The sequence below is a fragment of the Serratia sp. CY52157 genome, from assembly GCF_052168495.1.
Taxonomy (GTDB): Bacteria; Pseudomonadota; Gammaproteobacteria; order Enterobacterales; family Enterobacteriaceae; genus Serratia; species Serratia ureilytica.
Genome location: NZ_JBJNMO010000008.1, coordinates 176,249 through 197,612, shown reverse-complemented (window position 1 = coordinate 197,612; position 21,364 = coordinate 176,249). Strand labels below are relative to the sequence as shown.

Annotated in this window: 21 protein-coding genes and 1 other RNA gene; 16 read left to right on the top strand and 6 right to left on the bottom strand. The window is 61.1% G+C overall.

Annotation, left to right across the window (positions count from 1 at the left end):
* Window positions 1–39 precede the first annotated feature (39 nt).
* The 3 genes from ACJ8IP_RS22080 to zapA all read right to left on the bottom strand — a co-directional run bounded on the left by ACJ8IP_RS22080 (window position 40) and on the right by zapA (window position 1,254).
* A complete protein-coding gene (locus tag ACJ8IP_RS22080; RefSeq protein ID WP_262825762.1) occupies window positions 40–648 on the bottom strand; it encodes a 5-formyltetrahydrofolate cyclo-ligase in 609 nt (202 codons plus the stop codon).
* A 52-nt stretch (window positions 649–700) separates the two neighbouring features.
* A non-coding RNA gene (gene ssrS, locus ACJ8IP_RS22075) (6S RNA) lies at window positions 701–883 on the bottom strand.
* Between the two features lie 41 nt (window positions 884–924).
* A complete protein-coding gene (gene zapA / locus ACJ8IP_RS22070) occupies window positions 925–1,254 on the bottom strand; it encodes a cell division protein ZapA (protein ID WP_004931621.1) in 330 nt (109 codons plus the stop codon).
* Between the two features lie 319 nt (window positions 1,255–1,573).
* Between zapA and ACJ8IP_RS22065 the strand changes: the two genes are divergently transcribed.
* From ACJ8IP_RS22065 to ACJ8IP_RS22030, 8 genes are all read left to right on the top strand, one after another.
* Window positions 1,574–2,152 (top strand): YecA/YgfB family protein, encoded by a 579-nt coding sequence (locus tag ACJ8IP_RS22065; protein ID WP_004931622.1) that lies wholly within the window; start codon window positions 1,574–1,576, stop codon window positions 2,150–2,152.
* A 55-nt stretch (window positions 2,153–2,207) separates the two neighbouring features.
* Window positions 2,208–3,524 carry a Xaa-Pro aminopeptidase gene (pepP, locus tag ACJ8IP_RS22060; protein WP_142002936.1) on the top strand — a complete coding sequence of 439 codons (1,317 nt, stop codon included), beginning with the start codon at window positions 2,208–2,210 and terminating at the stop codon, window positions 3,522–3,524.
* Window position 3,525: 1 nt separating this feature from the next.
* The gene (gene ubiH, locus ACJ8IP_RS22055) at window positions 3,526–4,704 is read left to right on the top strand and encodes a 2-octaprenyl-6-methoxyphenyl hydroxylase (RefSeq protein WP_042785326.1); all 1,179 of its coding nucleotides are present in this window, start codon (window positions 3,526–3,528) and stop codon (window positions 4,702–4,704) included.
* 78 nt (window positions 4,705–4,782) lie between these two features.
* Window positions 4,783–5,985, top strand: coding sequence for an FAD-dependent 2-octaprenylphenol hydroxylase (gene ubiI / locus ACJ8IP_RS22050; RefSeq protein WP_042785325.1), 1,203 nt, complete (start codon window positions 4,783–4,785; stop codon window positions 5,983–5,985).
* Window positions 5,986–6,491: 506 nt separating this feature from the next.
* Entirely contained in the window at window positions 6,492–7,589 is a 1,098-nt protein-coding gene (gcvT, locus tag ACJ8IP_RS22045; RefSeq protein WP_004931631.1) for a glycine cleavage system aminomethyltransferase GcvT, read from the top strand.
* A gap of 46 nt (window positions 7,590–7,635) precedes the next feature.
* Window positions 7,636–8,022, top strand: a complete 387-nt coding sequence (gene gcvH, locus ACJ8IP_RS22040) for a glycine cleavage system protein GcvH (protein ID WP_025304150.1) — start codon at window positions 7,636–7,638, stop codon at window positions 8,020–8,022.
* Between the two features lie 92 nt (window positions 8,023–8,114).
* Window positions 8,115–10,994 (top strand): aminomethyl-transferring glycine dehydrogenase, encoded by a 2,880-nt coding sequence (gcvP, locus tag ACJ8IP_RS22035; protein WP_015378983.1) that lies wholly within the window; start codon window positions 8,115–8,117, stop codon window positions 10,992–10,994.
* A gap of 108 nt (window positions 10,995–11,102) precedes the next feature.
* On the top strand, window positions 11,103–12,068 hold the full coding sequence (locus ACJ8IP_RS22030; RefSeq protein ID WP_164107282.1) for a quinone oxidoreductase family protein: 966 nt from the start codon (window positions 11,103–11,105) through the stop codon (window positions 12,066–12,068).
* Between the two features lie 9 nt (window positions 12,069–12,077).
* On the opposite strand, the gene ACJ8IP_RS22025 is transcribed toward ACJ8IP_RS22030, so the two are convergent.
* The 3 genes from ACJ8IP_RS22025 to ACJ8IP_RS22015 are packed head-to-tail and all read right to left on the bottom strand — an operon-like array spanning window position 12,078 to window position 14,687.
* Complete coding sequence (locus ACJ8IP_RS22025) at window positions 12,078–12,605, bottom strand: GNAT family N-acetyltransferase (protein WP_052752719.1); 528 nt, start codon at window positions 12,603–12,605, stop codon at window positions 12,078–12,080.
* The gene (locus tag ACJ8IP_RS22020; RefSeq protein ID WP_042785321.1) at window positions 12,605–14,023 is read right to left on the bottom strand and encodes an ATP-binding protein; all 1,419 of its coding nucleotides are present in this window, start codon (window positions 14,021–14,023) and stop codon (window positions 12,605–12,607) included. Before ACJ8IP_RS22020 ends, ACJ8IP_RS22025 begins: the two co-directional genes overlap by 1 nt.
* A gap of 4 nt (window positions 14,024–14,027) precedes the next feature.
* On the bottom strand, window positions 14,028–14,687 hold the full coding sequence (locus ACJ8IP_RS22015) for a response regulator (RefSeq protein ID WP_033652176.1): 660 nt from the start codon (window positions 14,685–14,687) through the stop codon (window positions 14,028–14,030).
* Window positions 14,688–14,876: 189 nt separating this feature from the next.
* Here ACJ8IP_RS22015 and ACJ8IP_RS22010 point away from each other — a divergent pair, with 189 nt between their 5' ends.
* The 8 genes from ACJ8IP_RS22010 to ACJ8IP_RS21975 all read left to right on the top strand — a co-directional run bounded on the left by ACJ8IP_RS22010 (window position 14,877) and on the right by ACJ8IP_RS21975 (window position 21,363).
* Complete coding sequence (locus ACJ8IP_RS22010; RefSeq protein ID WP_033644758.1) at window positions 14,877–15,110, top strand: hypothetical protein; 234 nt, start codon at window positions 14,877–14,879, stop codon at window positions 15,108–15,110.
* 97 nt (window positions 15,111–15,207) lie between these two features.
* Window positions 15,208–15,951, top strand: coding sequence for an SDR family oxidoreductase (locus tag ACJ8IP_RS22005; RefSeq protein ID WP_042785790.1), 744 nt, complete (start codon window positions 15,208–15,210; stop codon window positions 15,949–15,951).
* A gap of 77 nt (window positions 15,952–16,028) precedes the next feature.
* The gene (locus ACJ8IP_RS22000) at window positions 16,029–16,352 is read left to right on the top strand and encodes a BrnT family toxin (RefSeq protein WP_071845113.1); all 324 of its coding nucleotides are present in this window, start codon (window positions 16,029–16,031) and stop codon (window positions 16,350–16,352) included.
* Window positions 16,315–16,632 (top strand): BrnA antitoxin family protein, encoded by a 318-nt coding sequence (locus tag ACJ8IP_RS21995; RefSeq protein ID WP_016929995.1) that lies wholly within the window; start codon window positions 16,315–16,317, stop codon window positions 16,630–16,632. The genes ACJ8IP_RS22000 and ACJ8IP_RS21995 overlap by 38 nt, the downstream gene beginning before the upstream one ends.
* A 381-nt stretch (window positions 16,633–17,013) precedes the next feature.
* On the top strand, window positions 17,014–17,832 hold the full coding sequence (locus ACJ8IP_RS21990) for a DeoR/GlpR family DNA-binding transcription regulator (RefSeq protein WP_033644759.1): 819 nt from the start codon (window positions 17,014–17,016) through the stop codon (window positions 17,830–17,832).
* 48 nt (window positions 17,833–17,880) lie between these two features.
* Window positions 17,881–18,864, top strand: a complete 984-nt coding sequence (locus ACJ8IP_RS21985) for a substrate-binding domain-containing protein (RefSeq protein ID WP_025304134.1) — start codon at window positions 17,881–17,883, stop codon at window positions 18,862–18,864.
* A 2-nt stretch (window positions 18,865–18,866) separates the two neighbouring features.
* Window positions 18,867–20,384: a sugar ABC transporter ATP-binding protein gene (locus ACJ8IP_RS21980; RefSeq protein ID WP_164107281.1), complete on the top strand. Its 1,518-nt coding sequence runs from the start codon at window positions 18,867–18,869 to the stop codon at window positions 20,382–20,384.
* A complete protein-coding gene (locus ACJ8IP_RS21975) occupies window positions 20,377–21,363 on the top strand; it encodes an ABC transporter permease (RefSeq protein ID WP_025304132.1) in 987 nt (328 codons plus the stop codon). Before ACJ8IP_RS21980 ends, ACJ8IP_RS21975 begins: the two co-directional genes overlap by 8 nt.
* Window position 21,364 lies beyond the last annotated feature (1 nt).

Here is a 21,364-nt window from a genome sequence, read left to right as displayed (position 1 = left end):
TCGCCGCAACGAAAAAGGCCGGAGCGATCCGGCCTTTTGCTATTTGGGCTCCCGCCACGCCCAGCTGCAGAGCGGGGTGAGGATTTCCGGCAGCGGGATATCCCAGTGCTCGGTCGGCAGGTGCTCCACCTGCTGGCAATCATGGGCCAGGCCGATGGGATAGGGGCCGCCGCTGCGCCAGTTTTGCAGGGTGCGATCGTAAAAGCCGCCGCCCATGCCCAGACGCTGTCCGGTATGATCGAATGCTACCAGCGGCGTCAGCACCACCTCCAGTTCACCCAGCGGCAACACCTGGCGCACATCGAGACGCGGCTCGAGAATATTGAAGCGATTGCGTACCAGCGGCGTTTCCGGCGCATAGCGCAGGAACAGCAGGTGACCCGGGCTGAACGGGTGCAGCACCGGCAGGTAAACCCGTTTGCCGAGCGTCCACAGTTGCTCGATCAGCGGCCCGGTATCGAGTTCGCCGTCAAACGACAAAAATACCGCGATGCTGTGCGCCGCCTGAATGCGTGCATGTGCGGCAAGGCGCTCGGTTATCTTGTCTGCGGCAAAGCGTTGCTGATCCGGCGTAAGTTCGCGTCGGCGTTGGCGAATGAGTTGGCGAATGGCTTGGCGCTGCTGCGCGAATTGGGGTTGAAAAGACATCGTATCAGGCTTGCTCAGTGTGGCGTTCAGCACACATAAACCGCTGAGAAGGGGAATCTCCGAGATGCCGTCGCAGGCTGTAACCCTTGAACCCATGGTTCAAGGTGAACGTGCCGTCGCAATCTTAAGGCTTCTCGGCGCACCGAGCGTGCTCACCGATCGCGGAGCAACACATTCTGTTTGTACTAAATATCGGCTCAGGGGACTGGCCCGCTGGCGAACATCTCAGAGAAATTTTGTACTCGTTGCCGAAAACTTGGCTTTCAACAACTTAAGTTATTCGAATTGTGCATCCTGACGTTCAGAGATGCGACCTTGTTCAAGCAGCGCTTGTTCAATGGTTTGCTGCAGCATCCGTATGCGTTGTTCCATATTGGACGCATAGTCACGGGTTTTCAACCGTTCTTGAGCAAGTTCGTGACAGACGTTCAATGCCGCGATGAAAACCAGTTGCTCAGTATTGGAGACTCTAGTGCGAACTTTAAGATCTTGCAACCGTTGGTTAAGATCGTCCGCCGCCATATTCAACGCATCTTGTTGTTCTGGCGGGCAATTGACTCTTAACGAGCGGCCAAAAATTTGAATATCTACCGGTTGTGCAGACATGCCACCTTCCTGCCTAAATTTCGCGCCAGCCTTGTCCGCCCGGGCCGGGCCGTCAAAGCGGGCGCCACTATATATACCTCGGTACCAAGATACAACCCCTTTTTCAGTACCTGGTTGTAATCTACTGTGGCGGACATTGCCAGTCAAAAAAGGGTTTCAAAATGCGTATTTACCGCACTTTCGTCACCCGCCGGCGCAGTGTGAAACCTGCCACATCGCGATTATAACTAGCCACTGAGGTGTCGCGCTTATCTGGTATAGCGACGGACCTTGGTGGTAGCATAACACGAACTTATCCTGCCAACGATGACGAATGCGCATGTCTATACAGAATACATTTCCAAGTTACCAATCTTTGACCGTGGCCCTCAACCAGCAGTCGGTGGCGCTGACCGCGGCAGAAATGCACGGCCTGATCAGCGGCCTGCTGTGCGGCGGCAGCCGTGACGCCGGCTGGCAGGCGCTGGTGCACGATCTGACCAACGAAGGCGTCGCCTTCCCGCAGGCGCTCAGCCAACCGTTGCAGCAGCTGTATGAAGCGACGCGTGACACGCTGGAAGATGACGAATTCCTGTTCCAACTGATGCTGCCTGAAGGGGAGATCGTCAGCGTGTTCGATCGCGCCGACGCGCTGGCCGGTTGGGTCAACCACTTCCTGCTCGGTCTGGGCATGATGCAGCCGAAGCTGGCTCAGGTGAAAGACGAAGTCGGTGAAGCGATCGACGATCTGCGCAATATCGCGCAGCTGGGCTACGACGAAGACGAAGATCAGGAAGAATTGGAACAGTCGTTGGAAGAAGTGGCGGAGTATGTGCGGGTCGCCGCCATCATGTGCCACGGCGAATTCACCCGTCACAAACCGACGGCGCCGGAAAATATCAAACCGACGCTGCACTAAACGTTCTATCGCCTCTCCGCCGGCGGTGCGGATGGCATGATTTCAGGAGAAGGTAATGACTCAGCAGGAATTCAACAACCGCCGCCAGGCGCTGTTGGCGAAAATGGCGCCGGCCAGCGCGGCGGTTATTTTCTCTGCGCCGGAAACGACGCGCAGTGCAGATTCAGACTATCCCTACCGGCAGAACAGCGATTTTTGGTACCTGACCGGCTTCAATGAGCCGGAAGCGGTGCTGGTGCTGATTAAAAGCGATGAAACGCACAACCACAGCGTGTTGTTCAACCGGGTGCGCGATTTGACGGCGGAAATCTGGTTTGGCCGCCGCCTGGGGCAAGACGCCGCACCGGCAAAGCTGGGCGTGGATCGCGCGCTGCCGTTCGATGAAATCAATGACCAACTGCACCTGCTGCTCAACGGCCTGGACGTGGTCTACCACGCGCAGGGCGAATACGCCTATGCCGATCAGATCCTGTTCGGCGCGCTGGACAAGCTGCGCAAGGGGTTCCGCCAGAACCTTCAGGCGCCGGCCACCGTTACCGACTGGCGGCCGTGGCTGCACGACATGCGGCTGTTCAAGTCGCCGGAAGAGCTGGCGGTGATGCGCCGCGCCGGTGAGATCAGCGCGTTGGCGCACACCCGCGCGATGGAAAAATGCCGTCCGGGCATGTTCGAATACCAGCTGGAAGCGGAAATTCATCATGAGTTCACCCGCCTCGGCGCCCGTTACCCGTCTTACAACACCATCGTCGGCAGCGGCGAAAACGGCTGTATCCTGCACTACACCGAGAACGAGAGCCAGATGCGCGATGGCGATCTGGTGTTGATCGACGCGGGCTGCGAGTACCAGGGGTACGCCGGCGACATCACCCGCACCTTCCCGGTCAACGGCAAGTTCAGCCGGCCGCAGCGCGCGGTGTACGACATTGTGCTGGCGTCGCTGCAGCGCGCTTTGGAACTGTTCAAACCCGGCACCAGCATTCGCGAAGTCAATGACGAAGTGGTGCGCATCATGGTGGTCGGGCTGGTGGAGCTGGGCGTATTGAAAGGTGAAGTCGACTTGCTGATCGCCGAGCAGGCGCACCGTCAGTTCTTCATGCACGGGCTGAGCCACTGGCTGGGTCTCGACGTGCACGATGTTGGCCACTACGGCACGCCGAGCCGCGATCGGCTGCTGGAGCCGGGCATGGTGCTGACCGTGGAGCCGGGGCTGTACATCGCGCCGGATGCGGACGTGCCGGCGGAGTACCGCGGCATCGGCATCCGCATCGAGGACGATATCGTGATCACCGCCGACGGCAATGAAAACCTGACCGCCACCGTGGTGAAAGACGCCGATGCCATCGAGGCCTTGATGGCGGCGGCAAGGTCGTAGCATGAGCGTTATTATCGTTGGCGGCGGTATGGCGGGCGCGACGTTGGCGCTGGCCATTTCGTCGCTCACTCAGGGAAGAATGGCGGTGGATCTGGTCGAGGCGACCCGGCCGGACGACCGCAGCCATCCGGGCTTTGACGCCCGCGCCATCGCACTGGCGCAGGGCACCTGCCAACAGCTGGTGCGCATCGGCGTTTGGCCGGCGCTGCGCGATTGCGCTACGCCGATCACTCAGGTGCACGTCAGCGATCGCGGGCACGCCGGGTTTGTGAATCTGCAGGCGCAAGATTATCAGGTCGATGCGCTCGGCCAGGTGATCGAACTGCACGACGCCGGGCAGCGGTTGTTCGCGCTGCTGGCCAAGGCCCCCGGCGTTACGCTGCACTGCCCGGCGCGGGTGGTGGACGTGATTCGCACCGCAGAGCGGGCGGAAGTGCTGCTGGACAACGGCCAGCGTCTGCGCGGGCAATTGCTGGTGGCGGCCGATGGCTCGCGCTCTGCGCTGGCGCAAGCCTGCAATATGCAGTGGCGGCAGGAGGACTATCCGCAGTTCGCCACCATTGCCAACGTCACCACGGCGGAAGATCCGCAGGGGCGCGCCTTTGAGCGCTTTACCCGCTATGGGCCGCTGGCGCTGTTGCCGATGTCGCAGGGGCGCAGTTCACTGGTATGGTGCCATGCGCGCGAAGATCGCGCCCAGGTGGATGCCTGGGACGACGAGCGGTTTATCGCCGAGCTGCAACAGGCCTTCGGCTGGCGGCTGGGGCGCATCCTCAAAGCCGGTAAACGGCACAGTTACCCACTCGGTCTGCTGACCGCCGATCGCCATGTCAGCCACCGGCTGGCGCTGGTGGGCAATGCGGCGCAAACGCTGCATCCTATCGCCGGGCAGGGGTTCAACCTTGGCCTGCGCGACGTGATGTCGCTGGCGGAAACGCTGGCGGAAGCGGCAGACAGCGGCGAAGACGCCGGCGGTTACGCACTGCTGAGCCGTTATCAGCAGCGGCGGCAAAACGATCAGCGGGCGACGATCGGCGTGACCGATGGGTTGATTCATCTGTTCGCCAACCGTTATGGCCCGCTGGTGATCGGCCGCAATCTGGGGCTGATGGCGATGGAACGTTTGCCGGCGATACGCGATGCCTTCGCCAAGCGTACGCTGGGCTGGGTGGAACGTTAGAGACATGGTCGGGCGCTTTAACGCGCCCAAAGCGCGGCGCGGCAAGGCGTCGCGCGTTATTTAAGGAAATCGAGCAGCATGCAATCATTTGACGTGATTATCGCCGGTGGCGGTATGGTGGGGTTGGCGTTGGCCTGCGGCCTGCAGGGCAGCGGGCTGCGCGTGGCGGTGCTGGAGCAGCGCCAGCCGGAGATGGCGCCGCCGTCGGAACAGCCGGCCCTGCGCGTCTCCGCCATCAATGCCGCCAGCGAGCGGTTGCTGCAGCACATCGGCGTGTGGGACGACATTCTCCAGCTGCGCGCCAGCGCCTATAACGCGATGGAAGTGTGGGATCGCGACAGCTTCGGCAGAATCGCCTTCCGCGGCGACGAGTGCGGCTTCAGCCATCTCGGCCACATCATCGAAAATTCGGTGATCCAGCAGGCGCTGTGGAAACGCGCCGAAAGCCTGTCGGACATCACGCTGATTACCCCGGCCGCGCTCAAGCAGGTGGCGTGGGGCGAGAACGACGCCTTCGTCACGCTGGAGGACGGCCGCATGCTGACCGCCCGGTTGGTGATTGGCGCCGACGGCGCCCAGTCGTGGCTGCGCCAGCATGCCGATATCCCGCTCACCTTCTGGGATTACCGCCACCACGCGCTGGTGGCCACCGTTCGCACCGAAGAATCGCATCAGGCGACGGCGCGGCAAATTTTCCACGGCGACGGCATTCTGGCGTTCCTGCCGTTCAGCGATCCGCATTTGAGCTCTATCGTCTGGTCGGTGACGCCGGAAGAAGCCGAAAGGCTCAAACGGCTGGAACCGGCGCAGTTCAACCGCGAACTGGCGATGACCTTCGACATGCGCTTGGGGGCTTGCAGCCTGGAAAGCGAACGGCTGGCCTTCCCGTTGACCGGCCGCTATGCGCGCAGCTTCGCAGCGCACCGCCTGGCGCTGGTGGGTGATGCGGCGCATACCGTGCATCCGTTGGCCGGCCAGGGCGTTAACCTGGGCTTCATGGACGCCGCCGAGCTGATTTCCGAACTGCGCCGCCTGCAGCGGCAGGGCAAGGATATCGGCCAGCACCTCTATCTGCGCCGTTATGAGCGCCGCCGCAAACATGGCGCGGCGGTAATGCTGGCCAGTATGCAGGGTTTCCGCGAACTGTTCGACGGCAATCACCCGGCCAAAAAGCTGCTGCGCGACGTGGGCCTGCGGCTGGCGGACAGCCTGCCGGGCGTCAAACCGAAGCTGGTGCGTCAGGCGATGGGCCTGAACGATCTGCCCGAGTGGCTTGCCTGATCCCTTCCTTCTGCGGGCCCGCGCCGGGCTCGCGCTTCTCGCCTTATTCCATCGCTTTTCCTTATATAACCCTTCATTTGAAATAATCTAATTTCAGCCGCTTTTTATCATTACTTTTTCTAATTCCATGTTCGGTTATCAAAAGTCCGGATCCCATGTGAGGCCATAGGTTTGTTATATAAGTTCGGTGTTTTGCCGCTTTAATTGTTAATTTTGTGCCTTAAGGCGCATTTTTCCAGTGAAAAACTCTGCACACTAGCCCGGCGTTTTACCGCCCCGGAACGGCGATGAGCCTATTTTAACTTATGGTTAATGTGGTCGTTCGGTGATAAGTTCGAGGGAAAGGTATCGTTTGCGTCACGGCGGTTGCACGCAGTTTCCGCCCGTCCCGGCGCAGCATTTGTGTTGAGCAGTCAGTGCGCCATGGCGATCGGGCCGCGAGCCAGGCTCCGCCGCATTGCGTGGCAGCACCCTAACTTCTAGCGACGAGTGGAAAGAGGGAAAAGATGGCAAAGCAAACCCCACTGTACGACCAGCACGTGGCGTGCGGTGCGCGCATGGTAGACTTTCACGGCTGGATGATGCCGCTGCACTACGGCTCGCAGCTCGATGAGCACCACGCGGTGCGTCAGGATGCCGGCATGTTCGACGTGTCTCACATGACCATTGTGGATCTGCACGGCGCCCGCACCCGCGAGTTCCTGCGCTACCTGCTGGCGAACGACGTCGCCAAACTGACCCAACCCGGCAAAGCGCTGTACACCGGCATGCTGAATGCCTCCGGCGGCGTGATCGACGACCTGATCGTTTATTTCCTCACTGAAGACTATTTCCGCCTGGTGGTGAACTCCGCCACCCGCGACAAAGACCTGGCCTGGATCGAAGAGCACGCCGCGCCGTATGGCGTCGCGCTGACGGTGCGCGACGATCTGGCGCTGATCGCGGTGCAGGGCCCGCAGGCCAAAGAGCGCGCCGGCACCCTGTTCACCCCGGAGCAAAAAAGCGCGGTCGAAGGCATGAAGCCATTCTTCGGCGTGCAGGCCGGCGAGCTGTTCATCGCCACCACCGGTTACACCGGCGAGGCCGGCTATGAGATCGCGCTGCCGAAAGAGCAGGCGGCGGATTTCTGGCAAAAATTGCTGGCTGCGGGCGTCAAGCCGGCCGGTCTGGGCGCGCGCGACACCCTGCGCCTGGAAGCGGGCATGAACCTCTACGGGCAAGAGATGGATGAAGGCGTTTCGCCGCTGGCCGCCAACATGGGCTGGACCATCGCCTGGCAGCCGGAAGATCGCCGTTTCATCGGCCGCGAAGCGCTGGAACAACAGCGCGAGCAGGGCACCGAGCAACTGGTCGGCTTGATCATGACGGAAAAAGGCGTATTACGTAATGAGCTGCCGGTGCGTTTCACCGACGCGGCGGGGCAAACCCACGAAGGCGTGATCACCAGCGGCTCGTTCTCTCCGACGCTGGGCTTCAGCATCGCGCTGGCGCGCGTGCCGGCAGGCATCGGCGAGCAGGCTATCGTGCAGATCCGCAACCGTGAAATGCCGGTCAAAGTGACCAAGCCCGGTTTCGTTCGCGCCGGCAAGCCGCTGACAAATTGATTTTTTATTGATTGATTCTTTTATTTCTTCGAAGGAGTAACCGGCGATGAGCAATGTGCCAACAGAATTGAAATACGCATCCTCCCACGAGTGGGTTCGTGCAGAAGGTAACGGCGTTTACACCGTAGGCATCACCGAACATGCGCAGGAGCTGCTGGGCGATATGGTGTTTGTCGATCTGCCGGAAGTGGGCCGCAGCGTCGCCGCCGGTGAAGATTGCGCCGTGGCGGAATCCGTCAAGGCGGCATCGGACATTTACGCGCCAATCAGCGGCGAAATCGTGGCGGTGAACGGCGAGCTGGAAAGCTCTCCGGAACTGGTGAACAGCGAACCTTACGGTGACGGCTTCCTGTTCCAGATTAAAGCCTCCGACGAAGGCGAGCTGGCGAACCTGCTGGACGCCGCGGCTTATCAGGCCTCGATCGACGAGTAATCGTGACCACGCCCCAGGCCTTTCGGCCGGGGCGTTTTAGTTACCGTTCAAGCTATATCCCGTATCACGCAAGCATTCAGGAATTTGTAGCAATGACTCAGACACTCAGCCAACTCGAACACAGCGAAGCGTTCATTGAACGCCACATCGGCTCTTCTGCGGAACAACGCCAGGAGTTGCTGGCAGCGGTGGGCGCTCGCTCGCTCAGCGCGCTGATCCAACAGATTGTGCCGGCGGACATTCAGCTGCCGGGGCCGCCGCCGGTCGGCGACGCGGCGACCGAACATCAGGCGTTGGCTGAGCTGAAGGCGATCGCCTCGCAGAATCAGCGCTACAAATCCTATATCGGCATGGGCTACAGCGCCGTGCTGACGCCGCCGGTGATCCTGCGCAACATGCTGGAAAACCCGGGCTGGTACACCGCTTATACCCCCTATCAGCCGGAAGTGTCGCAGGGCCGTCTGGAAGCGCTGCTGAACTTCCAGACCGTGACCCTCGATCTGACCGGTCTGGATCTGGCCTCCGCTTCGCTGCTGGATGAAGCGACCGCCGCCGCCGAGGCGATGGCGTTGGCCAAACGCGCCAGCAAGCTGAAAGACGCCAACCGTTTCTTCGTGGCTGACGACGTGCATCCGCAAACGCTGGACGTGGTGCGCACCCGCGCCGAAACCTTCGGCTTCGACGTCATCGTCGATAAAGCGGAAAAAGTGCTGGAGCTGGACGGCGTGTTCGGCGTGCTGCTGCAGCAGGTGGGCACCACCGGTGAACTGCACGACTACAGCGCGCTGCTGGCCGAACTGAAATCGCGCAAAATCATCACCAGCGTGGCCGCCGACATCATGGCCCTGGTGCTGCTGACCGCGCCGGGCAAGCAGGGCGCCGACGTGGTGTTCGGCTCCGCGCAGCGCTTCGGCGTGCCGATGGGCTACGGCGGGCCGCACGCCGCCTTCTTCGCCTGCCGCGACGAGTTCAAGCGTTCGATGCCGGGCCGCATTATCGGCGTTTCCCGCGATGCCGCCGGCAACACCGCGCTGCGCATGGCGATGCAGACTCGCGAGCAACATATCCGCCGCGAGAAAGCCAACTCGAATATCTGTACCTCGCAGGTGCTGCTGGCCAACATCGCCAGCCTGTACGCGGTGTATCACGGCCCGCAAGGCCTGCAGCGCATCGCCGGGCGCATCCATCGCCTGACCGACATTCTGGCCGCCGGGCTGCAGAAGGCCGGCCTGACGCTGCGTCACCACACCTGGTTCGACACCCTGACCGTCGAAGTGAAGGACAAGGCCGCCGTGCTGGAGCGCGCGCTGAGCTTCGGCATCAACCTGCGTACCGACATTCACGGCGCCGTCGGCATCACGCTGGATGAAGCCACCTCGCGTGAAGACGTGCAAACGCTGTTCGCACTGCTGGCCGGCGACAATCACGGTCTGGACATCGACGCGTTGGACGCGGCGGTGAGCAAAAACAGCCAATCGATCCCGGCCGCCATGCTGCGCCAGGATCCGATCCTGACCCACCCGGTATTCAACCGCTATCACAGCGAAACCGAGATGATGCGTTACATGCATCGCTTGGAGCGCAAGGATCTGGCGCTGAACCAGGCGATGATCCCGCTGGGTTCCTGCACCATGAAATTGAACGCCGCGGCGGAAATGATCCCGATCACCTGGCCTGAATTCTCAGAGTTGCATCCGTTCTGCCCGCCGGAGCAGGCGGCCGGTTACCAGCAGATGATTGGCCAACTGTCCCAGTGGCTGGTGCAGCTGACCGGCTATGACGCGGTGTGCATGCAGCCGAACTCCGGCGCGCAGGGCGAATACGCCGGCCTGCTGGCGATCCGCCGCTACCACGAAAGCCGCAACGAAGCGGGCCGCCACGTCTGTCTGATCCCGAGCTCGGCACACGGCACCAACCCGGCCTCCGCCCAGATGGCGGGCATGAGCGTGGTGGTGGTGGCCTGCGACAAGAACGGCAACATCGATCTGCACGATCTGCGCGTCAAGGCGGAGCAGGCAGGCGAAGAACTCTCTTGCATCATGGTGACCTACCCGTCGACCCACGGCGTGTATGAAGAAACCATCCGTGAAGTGTGCCAGATCGTGCATCAGTTCGGCGGTCAGGTGTATCTGGATGGCGCCAACATGAACGCCCAGGTGGGCATCACCACGCCAGGCTACATCGGCGCGGATGTGTCGCACCTCAACCTGCATAAGACCTTCTGTATCCCGCACGGCGGCGGCGGCCCGGGCATGGGCCCGATCGGCGTGAAAGCACACCTGGCGCCGTTCGTGCCGGGCCACAGCGTGGTGCAGATCGACGGCGTGACCACCCAGCAGGGCGCGGTCTCCGCGGCGCCGTTCGGCAGCGCCTCCATCCTGCCTATCAGCTGGATGTACATCCGCATGATGGGCGCGGAGGGCCTGAAGCAGGCCAGCCAGATGGCGATCCTGAACGCCAACTACATCGCCACCCGTTTGAAAGACGCGTACCCGATTCTGTATACCGGCCGCGATCACCGCGTGGCGCACGAATGTATCCTCGATATTCGTCCGCTGAAGGAAGAGACCGGCATCAGCGAAATGGACATCGCCAAGCGCCTGATCGACTTCGGTTTCCACGCCCCGACCATGTCGTTCCCGGTGGCGGGCACGCTGATGGTCGAGCCGACCGAGTCGGAAAGCAAGGTGGAGCTGGATCGCTTTATCGATGCGATGCTGGCGATCCGCAGCGAAATCGACCGCGTCGCCAAGGGCGAATGGCCGCTGGAAGACAACCCGCTGGTGAATGCGCCGCACGTGCAGGCGGAGCTGGTCAACGACTGGCAGCATCCGTACAGCCGCGAACTGGCGGTGTTCCCGGTGGCCGGCGTACGCGAGAACAAGTACTGGCCGAGCGTTAAGCGTCTGGACGACGTGTACGGTGACCGTAACCTGTTCTGCTCTTGCGTGCCGATGAGCGATTACGAATAACACGTTCGGCAAAGTTTGTGTTCGGGGGACACCGCATCATGCGGTGTCCCTTTTTATTTTATAGCGGCCTATTCTTTCCTTTACGTTCCCACGATTTGAGGAGTCACCATGCAAGCGGCAATCGTAACAGCGCTGGGGCAACCCCCGGTTTTCGGCACCTTTGAGGAGCCTCAGGCGCAGGCGAATGAAGTGCCGATCGACGTTCTGGCGGCCGGCATCAAACAGCTGGATCGCGCCACCGTCGCCGGCACCCACTATTCCAGCCCGAAGCAATTGCCGATCGTGCCCGGCACCGACGGCGTGGGCCGTACGGCGGACGGGCAACGGGTGTACTTCGCCTCTTTCCGTCGCCCTTACGGCGCGATGGCAGAGCGCAGCGTCGCGTCCTGGACGGTGCCGGTGCCGGCGACGGTGGACGACGCCATGGCGGCCGCGCTGATCAATCCGGCCTTCGCCGCCTGGCTGCCGCTGCGCTGGCGGGCGGATCTGCAGCCCGGTGAAACGGTGCTGATCATCGGCGCCACCGGCACCTCGGGCAAGCTGGCGGTCGCGGCGGCGCGTCAGGCGGGGGCCGGACGCATTGTTGCCGCCGGCCGTCGACTGAGTGTGTTGGAGGCATTGGGTGTAGACGCCACGGTGGATCTGAGCCTGCAGGGCGAGGCGCTGACGCAGGCCTTCGCGGCGGCGGCGGGGCCGGGCGGTTATCAGGTGATCGTCGATTACATCTGGGGCCCGGCGACTGAAGCGCTGCTGGCGACGCTCAATAATCACGATCTCTCGTCTTACGCCGGCGGACGCGGCATTCGCTTGGTCAACGTCGGTTCGATGGCCGCGCCGGACATCCGGCTGCCGGCGGCGGTGTTGCGCAGCAATCAGCTGCAGATCCTCGGCAGCGGCACCGGCAACTTCCCGCCGATCCCGGAGATGCAGCGCTACGCGACTGAGATTTTGGCGCTGGCGGCGACCGGAGCGCTCACTATCGAGACGCAGGAGCACGCGTTGGCGGAGATCGCCGAGGTGTGGGATCTGAACAAGAAAAGCGACGTGCGTTCGGTGATGCGCATCGCCCGTTAACCCCGGCCGCTAGCGGCAAGGGCAGACCAGGTGAATGTCTTCCGGCTCACGGGCGAACAATTCGGTATCCGGCTGTTCGATGAGCCGGCAGCCCTGCGCCAGATAGAAGTCTACGGTGCTTTTATTGGGGATGGAGGAGACATACAGTCCGGCGGCGCCGTCTTGCGCCGCCTGACGCAGGCAGAGCTGGAACAGCTGCCTGCCTAACCCCTGGCCGCGTTTGTGCGCGCTGACGTAAAAGAACAGCAGCTGGCGCAGATCCCGCTGTGGGCCGCGCGGCTCGGTGTCCAGCGCCGCCGCCGCCACGATCTCCTCGCCTTCGAACAGCGCGAAGAACGCGCCGCCGCGATCGAAGCACGCTGCGTGGATTGGCGTATAGGTTTCCCGATCGTGCGGATCCCAGCCGCGCACGTCGTAGTACTCCGCATAGGATTGCAACTTGCCGTCCTGCAGGCGATACAGAGTGTCGATAATTTCGCTGCGGTCGATATCCCATAGCCGGTCGAGTTGCTGCCGTTGCAGCAGAACAGGGGCAATCATGGTCGTGGTTCACTCTCAGTCTGTGGCCGATAACTTTCCGGCAAATCGATGATGAAGCCGATGCCGCGATCGTCAAGGCCTTCGGTAACGCGCAGCTGCGCGCCGATTTTGTCGGCCAGGTTTCGGGCGATGGCCAATCCGAGCCCGCTGCCGGTTTGCTGCGTGCCGGGCACGCGGTAAAAGCGTTCAAACAGGCGGGAATGGTGTTCTTCGCTCACCCCCGGGCCGTTATCGCGCAACGTAATATAGCAGCCGAGCGGCGCCAGCGAGCGAATATTGGCCTCGATGCGGCTGCCGGGCGGCGCGTACTTGAGCGCGTTATCCAGCAGGTTGGTGAAGATGGCGATCAGCGCATGGCGGTCGGTACTCACCACCACATCCTCGCTGCCGTCGAGCGACAGTTCGACATCTTTCTCCAGCGCATAGGGGACGTGCTGTGCGATGCATTTGCCGATCTCCGCATAGATGTCCACCGCCTCAATCTTCAGCGGAAAATCTTCCGCCTCCAGCTTGGCCAGGTTGATCAGCTGGCGTGACAGCGACGCCGCGCGATCCAGCCCTTGCTGCATGTCGCCGATGATTTCCCGGCGCTCCTGTTGCTCGCTGACCTGGGTCAGCAGATGCAGCTGCGCCAGCACGGCGGCGATCGGCGTGCGCAGCTCGTGCGCGGCGTCGGCCATAAAGCGTTTCTCGCGCTGATTGGCCGCGTCGATGCGCGCCATCAGTTTGTTGACCTCCATCACCACCGGCCGGATTTCCTGATACTGCTCGCTGACGTTGAGCGGCGACAGGTTGCCCGGCTGACGATCGGAAATGGTGCGGGCGATCTGGCGCAGTGGCCGCAGGCTGAAGTAGGCGGTAAACAGCAAGGTAATGATGATCGCCGCCAGAATGCCAAGCAGCGGTACGGCGGTGCTTTCCGCCGGATTGCCGAATATCGTGGTGCGATCGTTGAAAGACTCGCCGACGATCACCCGGTACTGGCGCTTTTCGCTCCAGCTGCCGGCAAGGTGCCAGTTGGCGCCGGCGTAATTGACGGAGCCGGACAGCACCGAAGGCGGCAGGCGCAGCGGTTCTTCCTGCGTTTGTGAGCAGTAAAGCACCCGGTTATCCCGATCGTAAACCACGAACAGCGGATGATAGTCGAATTGATCCTGCATGCCATTATTGATGGAATCAATGTACATGCTTTCGATGGTTTTGATGATGCCGCGGTAATCGATATTATCGGTGCCGGTTTCATCGAGAATATTGGCGATGCCTGCGGCGACGATGCGTTGCTGGTTATCGAAATATTTCTCCATGTCGGGGTAATACCAGTACTTCACCCAGGCGACGAGGATCCCCCACAATAATAAAATGGCCAGGACCTGGAAAATAATGGTGCGCATAAAGAAGGATTTGAAACCGATCATCCCGCTACTCTTTCTTCAGCAAATAGCCAATGCCGCGTACGGTAATGATTCTTTCTTTACCAATCTTGCGGCGTAAATTATGCATGTGTACTTCCAGCGAGTTGCTTTCCACGCTATCGCCGTGGCCGAACAGCCGCTGTTCCAACACCGCTTTGCGCACCACGGTGCCGGCGCAGCGCATCAGTTCGTGCAGCAGGTGATACTCTTTTTTCGACAGCATCAGCAGTTCGTTATCCAGCATGACCTGATGGTTGACCGGATCGAGATACAGCGCGCCGAGGCTCCAGGTTTGAGACGCGAAGCCCGCCATGCGCCGGTTGACCGCCTTGACGCGCGAGATGAGTTCGGGCAGCGCGAAAGGTTTGGCCAGAAAGTCGTCCGCGCCGGAGTCGAGGCTGTTCACCAGGCTCTCGATGCGATCGCGGGCGGTCAGGATGATGATCGGAATATTTTGTCCGGCGGCGCGCCAGGCGATCAGCTTCTGCAAACCGTCGCCGTCCGGCAGCGTGAGATCCAACAGCATCAAATCGAACCCGCCGGGTGAAAGTTTATTTTCCGCGTCGGTGAGCAGGCGCACCCAGCACAAATTAAAGCCGGCCAGCTCCAATGCTCGGCACAGCGCCTTGCCTAATTGCAGGTCGTCTTCCACCAACAGTATGTTCACGTTATTTCCGCTGAGAGCCTTGAGTCGCGATTATCTAACTATAACGCTGGCGGGAAGACAACGAGGAAAACCGCTCTGCCTGCGCGTTCTTAAGCAAACCTTAATCTGGCTTTAATCTCGCGTTAAGGGAGCGGGGGGGAATTTCAGTTATTTTGCTGCCATTCGAAATCATGGCTGAGGGAGCGAAACATGCAGACTGAAGGTTTCCCGAACGCGGGCGCCTCGCGACGGCTGATGTATTCAGGCGTGGCGATACTGCTCGTTCTGTTGATGCTGTCTTTTCGCGGTGATGCGCAGAGCCATAGCCACGGCGGCCATCATGCTTCCGCTTTGCAGCGGGTGCATCAGGCGGCGGCGACGGACGCTTACGGCTGCGCCAAGTCGCGCATTAAAAAGCAGCTGCGCCGCCTGGCTCAGCTTTGAAGCGTTTTTTAGGGCGCCGCTCTATACTCTGACGGGCAAACGGAAGGCCTGTGCGCAGGCCGTTGTCGACATCGCCAACCAGAGAAAAAATACGATGATGAAAGTGGCATTGGTGACCGGCGCAAGCCGGGGAATTGGCCGCGCGACTGCTTTGCTGCTGGCCCGGCAGGGCTATGCGGTGGGCGTGAATTACCTGCGCGACGAAAGTGCGGCGCGGCAGGTGGTGGCGGAGATTGAGGCGCAGGGCGGCAAGGCGTTGGCGCTGCAGGCCGACGTGGCCGATGAAGCGCAGGTGATGGCAATGTTCAGGGCGCTGGATGCCGGGCTGGGCACGCTCAGCGCGCTGGTCAACAACGCCGGCATTCTGTTCCGGCAGGCGAACATTGAACAGTTGACCGCCGAGCGCATCAATAAGGTGCTCGGCACCAACGTCACCGGGTATTTCTTGTGTTGCCGCGAGGCGGTGAAGCGCATGGCGCAGCGCCATGGCGGGCAGGGCGGCGCTATCGTCAATGTGTCCTCCGCCGCTTCCCGTTTAGGCGCGCCGGGGGAATATGTGGATTATGCCGCCTCGAAAGGCGCCGTCGATTCGTTGACCATCGGGCTATCGCTGGAGGTGGCGGCGCAGGGCATCCGCGTCAACGGCGTGCGGCCTGGGCTTATCTATACCGAGATACACGCCAGCGGCGGCGAACCCGGCCGGGTGGATCGCGTGAAGAGCAGTTTGCCGATGCAGCGCGGCGGCCAGCCGCAGGAAGTGGCGGAGGCGATCGCCTGGCTGCTGTCTGACGCCGCGTCTTACGTGACCGGCACCTTTATCGAGGCCGCAGGCGGGCGTTGAACGCATCCGGAGAATTTTGACATCCCTTCGGAGGTGATGTATTTTGATTAAATAACAACCAAAATGTAGTTACAAAAATGTATGTTTATTTTGAATGGAATCAGGATAAAAATCACAGTAACCAGCGCAAACACCGTGTCAGTTTTGAGATAGCGCAACGGGTTTTTCTGGATCCCAACCATTTGGCTGTGCTGGAAAGGATCGAGGATGGAGAAGAACGTTGGCAAACGATCGGTATGGTCGGATCCTGTTTGCTGTTGCTGGTGGCACATACGACGATCGAAACGGATGTCGAAGGCGATACAGTAGAGATCGTGCGTATCATTTCAGCACGCAAGGCCGATGCCAAAGAGAGGGGAAGATATGAAGCGCAAAAATTCCGCCAAAAATCTGGCCCATAGCGTACTCCCGCCGTTGACGGAGGAGCAGAAAGCGCAAATTGCTTCACTGAGTGCGTTGCCGGACGAGGGAATCGATTATGCCGATGCGCCGGCGCTGGGGGAAGAAACGTGGCAGACTGCGGTTCAGGGGCGTTTTTATAAGCCGATGAAAGTATCAAAAACCATCCGAATCGATGCGGATGTGTTGGCTTGGCTTCAGCGACCAGGCAAAGGCTATCAGAAACGCCTGAACGCCGTGTTGCGTGAGGCGATGTTGAAAGAGCATGAGCACGAGGAATAATGTGTGTCAGGCGGCTAACGATCCGGTGAGATTCTCACCGGATTTTTTTTGCTGTTTTTTCAGGTAATGCGTTATCAACGCCGGCTGTCTCCTTGCGTCGCTCGGTCAAAACCACACAAACGGTCATTAACGGTCATGCCGCGGAACGTGGAATTGTGACCGTTTACCGTTTCTCTCCTGTCTGTCTCAGGCGGTCGCGCATCATAACTGTCTGTTACTCCACACTTTCGTAATTATTCATTTCATTTCCTTCCCGATTTTTTTGACAACTATCACAGCGCGATCGTTGACCGATCGCGGAGCGATGCGCTTTGCGTCTGCGCGCAAAACGCGGCGCGGCAAATCGATATCGTAATCATCGTCGTGGAGGAGAAAAGAAACATGCTGCCTGTAGAACGTCATCGCTTTATTACCGAAGTCTTGAGCCAGCGCGGCCGCGTGATGGTGCAGGAGGTGGCGCAGCTGTGCCACATCTCTATCGAGACGGCGCGGCGTGATCTGGCCCTGCTGGAACGGCGCGGCCTGCTGCTGCGCAGCCACGGCGGCGCGGTCTTCGTCGAGCCGCCGGCGGTGGAAAAAACCTATGTGCCCGCCGAGATAGATCAGGGGGAGTCCTTCCGCCAGCGCAGCAATGAGTCGCCGGAGCAGAAGACGCGCATCGCCAAACGCGCGCTGGAGTTTATCGCGCCCGGGGATTGCCTGCTGCTGGACAGCAGCTCCACCAGCTGGTTTTTGGCGCGCCAGCTGCCGGATATCTCGCTGGTGGTGCTGACCAACTCACTGCACATCATCCAGACGCTGGCCTGCAAGGCCAACGTGCGCACCATCGGGCTGGGGGGCGAGTATTCCGCCAAGTACGAGGATTTTATCGGCGTGCTGGCGGAGCAGATGCTGAAAGAGTTCGTGATCAATAAGCTGTTTTTCTCCTGCCACGGCATTTGCCAGGACGGCGGCATCCGCGAGAGCAATGAGCACCATGCGCGGCTGAAGCAACAGATGCTGCTGGCCTCGGAGCGCAAGTTCTTGCTGGTGGACAGCAACAAGTTCGGCCGCCGCTCGTTCGCCCGCATTTGCCATTACCGGGAAATAGATACGCTGATCACCGACAGGCTTGGCGATGACGAGTTTCGTCAGGAATTGGCCTGGAACAACGTCGATGTGATTGAAGTTTCACCCGCCGCGAAAAGGGCGGCGCGATAACAACAACGAAAACCTTTTATTACAGCCAACACTTGTGGAGAGAGAACAATGAAAAAATCCGTACTGGTCGGTCTGTTTGCCTCGCTGCTGCTGTCGGTCTCCGCGCAGGCGGCGGACAAGCTGAAAATGGGCGTGGTGGTGAAGATCGGCGGCATTCCCTGGTTCAACGCCATGGAGGCCGGCATCAAAAGCGAGAGCGCCAAACGCGGCATCGACGCCTGGATGGTCGGGCCGACGGCGGCGGATCCGGCGCTGCAGGTGCGCGCCATCGAGGATCTGATCGCGCAGAAGGTGGACATCATCGGCGTGGTGCCGAACGACGCCCGGGTGCTGGAGCCGGTGCTCAAGCGCGCGCAGGAGGCGGGCATCAAGGTGATCGTGCACGAGTCCCCCGGCCAGAAGTACGCCGACTGGGATTTTGAGCTGGTGGACGCCTCGCAGCACGGGGTCAACCACATGAAAGCGCTGGCTGCCTGCATGAAAGAGCAGGGCAAGTACGCGGTATACGTCGGCAGCCTGACGGTGCCGCTGCACATCACCTGGTCGGACTCGGCCATCAATTACCAGAAGCAGCACTACCCGAACATGCAGCTGGTGGGCGACAAGTTCGGCGTGGGGGAATCGCTGGATGACAGCGTGCGCACCACCAACGATCTGATGGCCAAATATCCCGATCTGAAAGGCGTGCTGGCGTTCGGTTCGCAGGGGCCGATCGGCGCCGGGCGCGCGGTGCTCAACCGCGGCAAAAGCAACGATATCTGCGTCATCGGGCCGTTCAGCCCAGGGCAGGGCGCTTCGCTGGTCAATCGCGGCGCCATCAAGGGCGGTTATATCTGGAACCCGATGGTGGCGGGCGAAGTGTTCGTGCGCATCGCCGACATGATGCACAAGGGCGAAAAAATCACCGATGGCATGACCATCGAAGGCATGGGCAAGGTGCAGGTGGATGCGCAGCAGCACACCATTCTCGGCAATGCCACCGAAAGCCTGGATAAGCAAAACCTGCCGAAGCTGGTGAAGATGGGGCTGTAATCATGGCGATTTCCGGCAATACGGCAACGCGGGGCGCGCCGCTGATCGAACTGCAACAGCTGTCGATGACCTTCGGCGGGCAGCGCGCGCTGAACGATATTTCATTGGCGCTGATGCCGGGGGAGGTGCACTGCCTGGCCGGCACCAATGGCTGCGGCAAGAGTACGTTGATCAAGGCGATCGCCGGCGTGTATCAACCGGATGACGGCAGCCGCATTACCTTCGATGGGCAAACCTTCGGCCGGCTATCGCCGGATCAGGCGCGCGCCTTCGGCATTCAGGTGATCTATCAGGATCTGTCGCTGTTTCCCAACCTGACGGTGGCGGAAAACATCGCCTTTGAGCACAACCTGCACGGGCTATTGGGATGGCACCGCCCGGCGAGGCTGCGGCGCACCGCCGAGCGCCTGCTGCAGGAGCTGAATTTCAATCTCGATCTCGACAAACCGGTGGCGGAACTGCCGATCGCCCAGCGCCAGCAGGTGGCGATTTGCCGCGCGCTGGTGGCGCAGGCACGGCTGGTGATCATGGATGAACCGACCGCCTCGCTGACCCGCACCGAGGTCAATCAGCTGCTGCGCACGGTGGATTATTTGAAAGCGCAGGGCATCTGCGTGGTGTTCGTCAGCCATCGGCTGGACGAGGTGCTGGAGATCTCGGATCGCGTCACGGTGATCCGCGACGGCAACAAGATCGGCACCTGGCCGGCGGCGGAGATCACCGGCGATCGCCTGACCGAATTGATGACCGGCCTGACGCTGGACTATCGCCTGAAGTCACCGAGCATGAATAAGGATCGGGTGATGCTGGAGGCGGATCGTCTCAGCCGCGCCGGGCAGTATCACGATGTCAGCTTCCGCCTGCATCAGGGCGAGGTGCTCGGGCTGTGCGGACTGCTCGGCTCCGGGCGCACCGAGCTGGCGCTGAGCCTGTTCGGCATGACCCGGCCGGACAGCGGCAAGCTTTACCTCGACAGCAAACCGGTGCGCTTTCGCGGCCATGAGGACGCGATCAGGGCCGGCATCGGTTATGTCTCGGAGGATCGCCTGACGCTGGGGCTGGTGCAGCAACAGTCGGTGGCGGACAACGCGGTGCTGACCATTCTCGATAAGCTGCGCGGGCGTTTTCGCCTGATCGACGATTACCGCAAGAATCGCATCGTCGCGGAGTGGATCGCCAAACTCGGCGTGCGGGTGGCGGATCCGGATCAGGCGGTTTCGACGCTGTCCGGCGGCAATCAGCAAAAGATCGTGCTGGCCAAGTGGGTGCTGACCCAACCGCGGATCCTGATCCTCGACTCGCCGACCGTCGGTGTCGACGTCGGCGCCAAGGCCAGCATCTACCAACTGATCCATCTGCTGGCGCAGGAGGGGATCGCGATTCTGCTGATCTCCGACGAGGTGCCCGAGGTGTATTACAACTGCGATCGGGTGCTGCACTTCAGCGGCGGCAGCGTGATCGGCGAGTACCTGCCGGGGCAGGTGAGCCAGCAGCAGCTGGCGGAGGCGGTTAATGCGTAGATTCAGTCTGAAACCGCGCGGCAACGAAGGCTACCTGGCCTGGGTGCTGCTGCTGACGGTCATCGTTTTTTCGCTACTCAGCGATCAGTTTTTGACGGTGCAAAACCTGCTCGATCTCAGCGAAAGCTACGCGGTGAGCGGCATATTCGCCCTCGGCCTGTTCGTGGTGCTGGTGACCGGCGGCATCGACATTTCCTTCGCCGCAGTCGCCTCGGTAGTGCAGTACCTGATCGCCACGCTGGCGACGCATTATGGCCTGGCCAGCCCGGCGGGCAGTATTTTGCTGGCGTTGGCGATCGGCGCCGCGCTCGGCATGGTCAACGCGCTGTTGATCTACTGCCTGCGCATCGTCTCGATCATCGTCACCATCAGCATGCAGGCGTTGTTGTTCGGCATGCTGATGTGGCTGACCAACGGCCGCAGCCTGTACGCATTGCCGGACTGGTGGACGCTGCCGCGCAGCGTGCTGCCGTTCCAACTGGGTGAGCAGAGCTATCAGCTCGGTTTGCCGACGCTGGTGATGCTGGCGGTGGCGCTGCTGACCTGGCTGCTGCTGAACAAAACGCACCTCGGGCGCCAGCTGTTTGCCGTGGGCGGTGATGCGGAGTCGGCGCGGCGCATCGGCATTCGCGTCGGCCTGCTGCATCTGTTCGCCTATGGCTATCTGGGCGCGATGGCGGCGATCGGCGGCCTGGTGCAGGTGTATCGCATGGGGGAAGTGGTGCCCAACGCGCTGGTGGGCGGTGAGCTCGACGTGCTGGCGGCGGCGGTGCTGGGTGGCGCCAGCCTGAACGGCGGCAAGGGCAGCGTTGTCGGCACGCTGATGGGCGTGTTCCTGATCGGCGTGCTGAAAAACGGCCTCAACCTGATCGGCGTGTCCAGCTACTTCATGAACGTGGTGATCGGTCTGGTGATCGTCGCGGCGATCACCGTCACTCACTACAAGAAACGCAAAGAAACCGACGTCGGTTTCGCCTGAG